8 protein-coding genes are annotated in these 8,975 nt (G+C 66.3%); 6 read left to right on the top strand and 2 right to left on the bottom strand.

Annotated features, from left to right (window positions below; translation table 11 throughout):
- Positions 1 to 954: molybdopterin-dependent oxidoreductase (locus PMI15_RS16280; protein WP_007871382.1), on the bottom strand; the 954-nt coding region annotated here is incomplete at its 3' end.
- Positions 955 to 1,001: 47 nt separating this feature from the next.
- Here PMI15_RS16280 and PMI15_RS16285 point away from each other — a divergent pair.
- Both PMI15_RS16285 and PMI15_RS16290 read left to right on the top strand, forming a co-directional pair.
- Positions 1,002 to 2,156 (top strand): ABC transporter substrate-binding protein, encoded by a 1,155-nt coding sequence (locus tag PMI15_RS16285; protein WP_007871385.1) that lies wholly within the window; start codon positions 1,002 to 1,004, stop codon positions 2,154 to 2,156.
- Positions 2,157 to 2,308: 152 nt separating this feature from the next.
- A complete protein-coding gene (locus tag PMI15_RS16290; protein WP_007871386.1) occupies positions 2,309 to 3,439 on the top strand; it encodes an ABC transporter substrate-binding protein in 1,131 nt (376 codons plus the stop codon).
- Positions 3,440 to 3,498: 59 nt separating this feature from the next.
- Here the strand turns inward: PMI15_RS16290 and argE are convergent, their stop codons facing one another.
- Positions 3,499 to 4,710 carry an acetylornithine deacetylase gene (gene argE / locus PMI15_RS16295; protein ID WP_007871389.1) on the bottom strand — a complete coding sequence of 404 codons (1,212 nt, stop codon included), beginning with the start codon at positions 4,708 to 4,710 and terminating at the stop codon, positions 3,499 to 3,501.
- A gap of 86 nt (positions 4,711 to 4,796) precedes the next feature.
- On the opposite strand from argE, the gene PMI15_RS16300 reads away from it, so the two are divergent.
- The 4 genes from PMI15_RS16300 to PMI15_RS16315 all read left to right on the top strand — a co-directional run bounded on the left by PMI15_RS16300 (position 4,797) and on the right by PMI15_RS16315 (position 8,869).
- Positions 4,797 to 5,663 (top strand): decaprenyl-phosphate phosphoribosyltransferase, encoded by an 867-nt coding sequence (locus PMI15_RS16300; protein ID WP_007871391.1) that lies wholly within the window; start codon positions 4,797 to 4,799, stop codon positions 5,661 to 5,663.
- The gene (locus PMI15_RS16305) at positions 5,660 to 6,613 is read left to right on the top strand and encodes a lysylphosphatidylglycerol synthase transmembrane domain-containing protein (RefSeq protein ID WP_007871393.1); all 954 of its coding nucleotides are present in this window, start codon (positions 5,660 to 5,662) and stop codon (positions 6,611 to 6,613) included. The genes PMI15_RS16300 and PMI15_RS16305 overlap by 4 nt, the downstream gene beginning before the upstream one ends.
- A 61-nt stretch (positions 6,614 to 6,674) precedes the next feature.
- Positions 6,675 to 8,222, top strand: a complete 1,548-nt coding sequence (locus PMI15_RS16310; RefSeq protein ID WP_007871395.1) for a glycosyltransferase family 39 protein — start codon at positions 6,675 to 6,677, stop codon at positions 8,220 to 8,222.
- Positions 8,210 to 8,869 carry an HAD-IB family hydrolase gene (locus PMI15_RS16315; RefSeq protein WP_007871398.1) on the top strand — a complete coding sequence of 220 codons (660 nt, stop codon included), beginning with the start codon at positions 8,210 to 8,212 and terminating at the stop codon, positions 8,867 to 8,869. Before PMI15_RS16310 ends, PMI15_RS16315 begins: the two co-directional genes overlap by 13 nt.
- Positions 8,870 to 8,975: the final 106 nt, after the last annotated feature.

The raw sequence follows: 8,975 nt of genomic DNA on the forward strand, positions 1-8,975 counted from the left end.
GGCGGCCGGCTGCCGCTTCACCATGCATTCGCCGTAATCACGGGCCAGCGAGCGTATCTGCCCGGCCGGCACGCCGCAGACGTCGGCGGCGCGCTCGGGGCTCCACTGCAGCGCGCGTTCGCGCAGCCCGCCGTCCGGGCTTTCCCAGCCCAGGGTGTGGCGCGCGATGTAGTCGCGGTCCAGCCAGTCGTGGACGATCAGTTCGTGCATCAGCGCGAGGGCCAGCGCGGCGTCGGTGCCGGGCAGCAGCGCGATGTGCTCATGGCATTTCTCGGCGGTTTCGCTGCGTCGCGGGTCTATGCAGATGAGTTTGGCGCCGTCGCGTTTGGCCTGCTGCGCATAACGCCAGAAATGCAGGTTGCTGCCTATGGAGTTGCTGCCCCAGATGATGATGAGCTTGGATTCGGCGAAAAACTCCACGCGCATGCCGACCTTGCCGCCCAGGGTCTGCACCAGGGCCTCGCCGCCGGCCGAGGAGCAGATGGTGCGGTCCAGGAAAGACGCGCCCAGCCGGTTGAAAAAGCGCCCGGCCATGCTTTCGCCCTGCACCTGGCCCATGGTGCCGGCATAGCTATAGGGAACGATGGCCTCGGGATCGCGCGCCGCGATGGCTTTGAGGCGCGAAGCGATGTCGGCCAGCGCAGCCTCCCAGCTCACCGGCTCGAACTGCCCGCTGCCTTTGGGGCCGCTGCGCTTGAGCGGGCCCAGCAGGCGCTCGGGGTGGTAGCTGCGCTCGGTATAGCGAGAGACCTTGTTGCACAGCACCCCGCCGGTATGGGGGTGCTCGGGGTTGCCCTGCACGCGGGTGGCGATGCCATTCTCTACCGTGGTCAGCAGCGAACAGGTGTCGGGGCAGTCGTGCGGGCAGGCGCCCAGCACCTGCGCGGCGCCCGGCTTCAGCCGGCTGTCAGGGTTGGCCTCGGCCCTAGGGGAGATGCTGATGGTATTGCTCATGGTTCAACTCTATAGTGGCTTGATCGTCGCATCCCGGGAGACACAGCATGACAACAACAATAAACGGAATGCGGGCATTCCGCGCCGCCGCCAGAATCACCATGGTAGCGGCCCTGGCCGGCCTGCTCGCGACAGGGGTCAATGCCGAGGACGGCGTCAGCAAGACCGCCGTCACCCTGGGCCAGTCCCTGGCCATGACCGGGCCCGGCGCCACGCTGGCCCTGCCCTTCGCGCAGGGCGCGCGGCTTTACTTTGAACGGGTCAACGCGGGCGGCGGCGTCAACGGCCGCAAGATAGAGCTCACCACACTGGACGACATGGGCAACCCCGACACCACGGTGGCCAACACCAAAAAACTGCTGGACCAGAAGGTGTTCTCTTTATTTGGGTACTACGGCTCGCCGCAGGTCACCGCCGTCAACCCGCTGCTCAAGGACACCGACATCCTGCTGTTCGCGCCCATGGCCGGCGCCGACGAGCTGCGCGGCTCGCTCTATCCGAACGTCTATTCGGTGCGGCCCGGCTATTCCGAAGAGGCCGCGATGATCACGCGCCACGCCGAGACCCTGGGCATGCGCAAGCTGGCCATCCTGCACGGCAAGGACCTCGAGTCGCTCGCCGCGCTGGATTCGGCCGAGCGCACCATGGGCGGCCTGGGTGCCAACCTGGTGGCCAAATCGGCTCTGTCCGGCGGCAGCGTCGCCACCAGCGTGGACCAGGTTCTGGCCAAAAAACCGGAATCGGTGCTGGTGATCAGCGACGCCTCGGGCGCGGCCAATGCCATACGCGACCTGCGCGCCAAGGGCTTTCGCGGGCCTATTTATGGTTTTTCGAGCACCGGCGAAAGCCTGCTGGCCGAACAGCTGGGCCCGGCCGGCGCCGGCGTGGTGGTGGTGCGCGTGACGCCCAAGTCGGACAACGCCAAAAGCGTGCTGGTGCGCGAAATGCAGGCCGATGCGCTGGCGGCCAAGCTCGGCAAATCCAACGTCTACATGCTGGAAGGCTACATCGCCGCCTGGACTTACACCGAAGCCCTGCGCAAGGCCGGCAAGGACCCGACCCGGGCCAAGCTGCGCAAGGCGCTGGACAGCCTGCAGGACCTGAACCTGGGCGGCTTTCGTGTCCACTTCGACGGCGACCGCGTGGGCTCCAAGCTGGTTGAGCTCAGCCTGATTGACGCGCTGGGACGGGTCAGGGAATAGGCCTGGAAATAGGGCTATTCCCTTGGAAAGCTGGCAATTTGCTGACGACCAGCCTTCCATGTCAATCCAAAGTAGTGACCTATCTCACGGCCTGCCCTCCTGTTACGAAGGGGGTTTAACCAGGTTGTCAGTTGTCTTGCGAGAATGAAGGAATGAACCTCACTCGCAGAAAATTTTCCGTCCTTGCCGGCGCCTCCACGCTGGCCGGTTTTAACGTCGCCCATGCCCAGGCCGACAAGATCATCCTCGGCCAGTCAGCCGCCTTCACCGGCCCGGCCGCGCAACTGGGCATACAGTTCCACCAGGGGGCCAAGGTCTATTTCGACCAAGTCAACGCCCAGGGCGGCATCGGCAAGCGCCTGATCGAAATCCGCAACCTGGATGACGGCTACGAGCCCGACCGCTGCGCCGAAAACACCCGCAAGCTGATCGCCGACGACGTGTTCGCGCTGTTCGGCTACATCGGCACACCCACCAGCATCGCCGCGCTGCCGCTGGCGACCAAGGACAAGGTGCCGTTTTTCGCCCCCTTCACCGGCGCCATGGCGCTGCGCGACCCCTTCAACAAGTACGCCTTCCACGTGCGTGCCTCGTACAACGACGAAACCGGGCTCATCGTCAAACAGCTGACCGGCCTGGGCCTGAAAAAAATCGCCGTGTTCTACCAGAACGATGCCTACGGCAAGGCCGGCCTGGACGGCGTGACGCTGGCCCTGGCGGCGCAAAACCTCAAGCCTGTGGCGCTGGCGACGGTGGAGCGCAACACGGTGAACGTGGCCGGCGCGGTCAAGACCCTGGTCGCGGCCGGGCCCGACGCGGTGGTGCAGATTGGCGCCTACAAGGCCTGCGCGGCCTTTATCCGCGAGGCCCGCAAGGCCGGCTACGGCGGCACCTTCTACAACGTGTCCTTTGTCGGCACGCAGGCGCTGGCCGACGAGCTCGGCAAGGACGGCGCGGGCGTGGTGGTCTCGCAGGTCATGCCCTCGCCCTACAACACGGCCCGTCTCATCGCGCGCGAGTTTGTCGATGCGGCCAAGGCGGCGGGCAACGCCCAGGCCAATTTCTCCAGCATGGAGGGTTATGTGGCCGCCAAGGTCTTTGTCGACGGGCTCAAGCGCGGCGGGGCCGCCAAGGTCAGCCGCGAGTCGCTGATCGCCGGCCTGGAGGGCATGGGCAGCCAGTCGCTGGGCGGTTTCTCCGTGACCTTCTCGCCAACGGACCACGTGGCCTCCAGCTTTGTGGAGCTGTCCATGTTGACCGGTGACGGCCGCGTGAGGACTTGATAACCTGATCCCCAAGCGAAACGCCTGACTGAGTCAGGCGTTTTTTCTTTGGGCGGTGGTCAGGCGATCTGCCGCGTGGCGACCAGCCCCTGCATAAAGGCCTGGCAGCGCGCCAGCTGCTCCAGGCTCACAAATTCGTCGGGCTGGTGCGCCTGGGTGATGCTGCCGGGCCCGCAGACCACGGTGGGAATGCCCGCGCCCTTGAAGAGGCCCGCCTCGGTGCCGAAGGCCACCAGCGTGGTTTCCCGCGTGCCGGCCAGGCGCTGCGCGAGCCGGGTCACGTCGTCGCCGGCCGAGCCCAGGAAGGCCGGCACCTCGCAAATCGTCTCAAAGCTGAAGCCGGCATCGGGCGCGACTTTCTGCATCGCCGGCTGCGCGCGCTGCGCATAGGCCAGAATTTCTTTTTGCATCGCATGCGCGTCGGCCGTGGGCAGGTTGCGGAATTCATAGCGGAACTCGGCGTCGCGCGGCACCACATTGTCGGCAATGCCGCCGTGGAACTGCCCGACGCTGGCGGTGCTGAAGGGCACGTCGAAGCCCTCGTAGCGCGGTTCGCTGGCCTCAAAGCCCTCGGCCATGTCGCGCAGCTTGCCGACCACGCGCGCCGCCATCTCGATGGCATTGACCGACTGCGGCGTGAGCGAGGAGTGCGCCTCCTTGCCGCGCACGCAGCATTTGTAGCGGTACACGCCCTTGTGCGCGGTGGCCGGCACCATGTTGGTCGGCTCACCGACGATGCAGGCCAGCGGCGCGATGCCGGCATCCTTCATGTCGGCGATCAGCTCCCTCACGCCCAGGCAGCCCACTTCCTCGTCATAGCTCAGCGCCAGGTGCAGCGCAAAAGGCGCCTGGCTGTTCAGGAAGTCCCCGGCGTGGGCCAGGGCCATGCCGATAAAGCCTTTCATGTCGCAGCTGCCGCGGCCGTAGAGCCGGCCGCCCTCGATGGCGGCCGACAGCGGGTCCAGCGTCCAGTCCTGGCCGTCCCAGGGCACGGTATCGGTATGGCCCGACAGGATGATGCCGGCCGGCTTGCCTTCGCCCAGCGTGGCGAACAGATTGGCCTTGGTCTTGCCGGCGTTGGTGGTGATGCGGCTGGCCACGCCCAGCCGGGCGAGCTCGTCGCGCACGAAATGGATCAATTCCAGGTTGCTGTTGTCGCTGACGGTGTTCATGCGCACCAGGGCCTGGATCAATTCGAGGGCGCGGGGCGAGACAGCGGGCAGGGCGACGGAGGAGGAAGGGGCGAGGGTAGGGGAGGGTGCGAGAGCCATGGCCCCATTTTGGCCGTATTCGGGAATCGGCGGCGCTCAGTTATGCTTCAAGCTCGCTGTCCCTGGGGTGTTTACCCCTCTTCCCGATGCCCTCTTCCTTTTCTTTCCCGCTGGCCCTGGCCCGCCTCATGCGGCCGCACCAGTGGCTGAAAAACGTTTTTGTGTTCGCCGGCCTGGTGTTCAGCCAGAACTGGCTGGACATGGCGCTGGACTGGCGCGTCTTCCATGCCTTTGCCGCTTTTTGCTGCCTCTCCAGCATGGTCTACATCATCAACGACTGGCATGACCGCGCCAGCGACGCCCTGCACCCCACCAAACGCCACCGGCCCCTGGCCAGCGGCGCGGTGGCGGTGCCCGTGGCGCTGGTGCTGGCCGGCCTGCTGCTGGTGGCCGGCCTGTTGCTGGCGGCGGGCAACCGCACGCTGCTGGCTTTGCTGGCGGCCTATGTGCTGTTCAACCTGGCGTATTCATGGCGGCTCAAGCAGGTGCCGGTGGTTGACGTCTCCATCATCGCCTCGGGTTTCATGCTGCGCCTTCTGGCCGGTACCGTGGCCGTCGGCATCCCGCCCTCGCGCTGGCTGCTGCTGACCGGCATTTTTGTGGCCCTGTTCCTCGGCTTTGCCAAGCGCAAGGCCGAAAGCTTCCATGAAGAAGCCAGCCAGCGCGCGGTGATGGCCCACTACCCCTCGGCCCTGCTGGACACCTTCATGGCCGTGACCATGACCGCCACGCTGACCACCTACAGCCTGTTCGCCACCAGCCCCGAGGCGCAACTGCAGCACGGCGAGCGCCTGCTCTACACCGTGCCGGTGGTGATTTTCGGCATGCTGCGCTATACCTACCAGGTGCACCGCGGCCACGGCGAAGACGTGGCGCGCGACATGCTGCGCGACCCCTGGATACTGGGGGCCGGCGCGCTGTGGCTGGCCATTTTCCTGAGCCGCTGGCTGTGAAGCCCGCGCCCGCCTCATCCGCGCCGGTTGCGGCGGGCCTTCCCTTCAAGCGCCTGCTGCTGGTTCTGGGCGTGGTGGCCACGGCCTACGCGGCCGCGCTGCTGGTCTGGGGCGACAGCCCCAAAACCTCGCTGGCCCTACTCTGGTCCTGGACGGGCGCGCAGGCCGCGGGCCTGTGCCTGCTCAATTACCTGCTGCGCGGCCTGCGCTGGCGGCTCTGGATGGCGCACTACGGGCGGCATTTCGGATGGGCGCAGGGGCTGCGCCTGTATCTGGCGGGTTATGCCTTCACCCCCACGCCCGGCAACGTCGGTGAGGCGGCAAGGGGCTTGATGCTGGCGCGCGAGCCGCTGGGCGCCGGGCAAAGCCTCGCCATCTTTGGGGCTGAACGGCTGGCCGACCTGCTGTGCCTGCTGCTGCTGTGCCTGCCTGCCGCCGGCTGGGTGTTACAGCATCCCGCTGTTCAGGCCTTGTCCACATTGCTGGGCGTGCTGCTGGCGATCGCGGCGCTGCTGCTGCTGGCCGTGCTGGGCCTGCTCTTCAAACACCGTGACCGGCTTTTTGCAAGCCTGCCCTGGCTGCGGGAGGCCTGGCATTGCCTGGCGCTGCGTCCCTGGCTCTGGCTGGGGCTGACGCTGGCGGCCTGGGCGGCGCAGGGCGTCGCCGTCTGGCTGGTCTGCCGCGGCATGGGTGTTGGGCTGGATGTGCTGACCGCCACGGGCTTTTACGCTGTCGCCATGGTGGCCGGCGCCCTGTCCGCGCTGCCCGCCGGCCTGGGCGGCACCGAGGCCGTGCTGACGGGCCTGCTGGTGGCGCATGGCGCCGCGCCCGCGGCAGCGCTGGCCGTCACCGTGCTGGCGCGGCTGCTGACGCTGTGGCTGGCCGTGGCCATAGGCGTGCTGGCCTTGCTTTATAGTGCGGCCATCCGCAAGGAAATCAGCTTGCGCTAGCCTGCTCCAGCCTTGTCCGCGGCCGCGTTGCCGCCGGCGCCGCTCCCCTTTTTGAGCCTTCATGTCCCAGAACCACGATTCCGCCGCCGCCGCCGCTTTTCCCGTCACGCTGAGCCGCTGGCTGCTGGCCGCCGGCCTGCTCTCGCTGCTGCTGCGCTTGTGGATTTCCGTGAGCTTCCCGGTCACCGGCGACGAGGCCTTTTTCTACTGGTGGGGCGTGTACCCCGACTGGGGTTATTCGGACCACCCGCCCATGGTGGGCTGGTTGATCGCGCTGATGCGCGCCACGCTGGGCGACAGCCTCTGGTCCATACGCCTGCCCATCGTGCTGCTGCCGCTGGCGCTGGGCGCGGCGCTGTGGTGGGCGCTGAAAGGCGCGGACCGGGTGCGCGCCGCCTGGGCCGTGCTGTTTTTCTGGCTGGCGCCGCTGAACTGGCTCAACACCCTGATCACCACCGACACGCCGCTGATCTTCTGGTCGGTGTTGTCGGTCGCCGCGCTGATGCGCGCCGAGCGCCGCGCGCAACTGGACCGCGCCGCCTGGGGTTTGTATGCGCTGTCGGGCCTCTTCCTGGGCTGCGCCTTTTTGTCCAAGTATTTTTCGGTGGTGCTGGGATTCAGCTACCTCGTGTACTTCGTGCTGTACCGCCGCGAGCGCCTGGCCGGTCTGGCCCTGCTGGTGCTGTGCGCCTTACCCGGGCCGGCGATCAACATCGCCTACAACATGTCGCACGGCTGGTCCAACATCATGTTCAATGTGTACAACCGCAATGAAGATGCCCATTTTGAGTGGCGCAAGCCGCTGACCTATATCGGCATGATGGCCTACCTGGTCACGCCGGCCGCGCTGTGGATGGCGGTACGCTACCGTCAGGCGCTGCTGGCCGCGGCGCGCTCGCAGCGCCTGCTGGCCTGCCTGGTGGTGGTGCCGCTGCTGTTCTTCGCGCTGCTGTCGGCCAAGAAAGTGATAGGCCTGCACTGGGTGCTGTCTTTTTATCCCTTTGGTTTTGCTTTCCTGGCGTTCGCCTTGCCGGCCGACAAACTCAAGGCCTGTGCCAAAGGGCTGGCCGTATTCGCCGGCCTGCATGTGCTGGTGGTGGCGGGCCTTTACATGACCACGCTGGACACCTGGCGCACGACAAAACTCTACCCGCAAATTGTCCGCAGCTACAAAACCGCCGAGATGCTCAAGCAGGTCACGGTGCCCGGTGTGGTGCTGATGGGCGAGGCCTACACGCCGGCCTCGATTTTTGGTTTTGAGCGCCGCCAGTACATGCCGGTCTTCGGCGTCGGCAAGTTCCATGCGCGCCAGGACGACATGCTGGTCGATTTTTCGCTCTACCAGGGCAAGACGATTCGCATCATCCTCGCCGACAAGCCGCGCCTGGAGGAGTTTGAGCCTTATTTCGCCTCGGTGCGTGTGCTCAGCTTCGAGCAGAGCGGCGTGCCTTTTTACGCCCTCGAAGGCACGGGCTTTAACTACCAGGCTTACCGCGAAGGGGTGCTGGGCACGGTGTTCAAGCGCTACTTCAATATTCCCAAATGGCTGCCCATGACGGGCTGCCCATTCTGCGAACGCTATTGCGGCCAGGTGCGATGCCCGAGCTAAGCGCCCAGGACGCCGGCCCGGTTGTCGCCGCCTTTGATTTCGACGGCACGCTGACCCGGCGCGACACCTTCACGGTCTTCCTCGCGCGCGGCCTGGGCTGGCCGCGCTTTGTTTGGGCCCTGCTGCGCTGCTCACCCTGGCTGGTCGCTTATGCGCTGCGCATCGTGCCCAACAACATCGCCAAAGGCAAGCTGATGCAGGCCACGCTGGCCGGCCGCAGCCTTGCCGAGATCGATGGCTGGGCCGCGCAGTGGCTGGCAAAAGATTTCCCCGGCCAGCTGCGCGAGGATGCGATGGCGCACCTGGCCCGGCACCGCGAGGCCGGCCACTGCTGCGTGATGGTGAGCGCCTCGCCCGACATCTACCTGAAGCAGGTGGCGCGGCAGCTCGGCTTTGACGCGCTGCTCTGCACCGAAATGGAAGTCACGGGCGAGGCCGAGGCCCGCCGCCTCACGGGGCGCATGCGGACGCCCAACTGCCATGGTGAGCAGAAGGTTGTCAGGCTGCGAGACTGGGCGGCTGGACGGTTTGGCGCCGCCGGGCTGGAGGGGGTGACTTTGTATGCCTATGGGGATACTTCAGGCGACAAGCCTATGTTGAGGTTGGCTCGGTATGCTTGGTATCGGGGGGAGCCTTGGACCGGGTGAGCGGTCCTGCCTCTCCGTTATCTCTGCTGAGGGTTGCTGGCCGGGTCTCGCCCCGGCGGGCGAGGCACTTTTCTTTGCTTCGCCAAAGAAAAGTACCCAAAAGAAA

The organism is Polaromonas sp. CF318, assembly GCF_000282655.1.
Classification (GTDB): domain Bacteria; phylum Pseudomonadota; class Gammaproteobacteria; order Burkholderiales; family Burkholderiaceae_C; genus Polaromonas.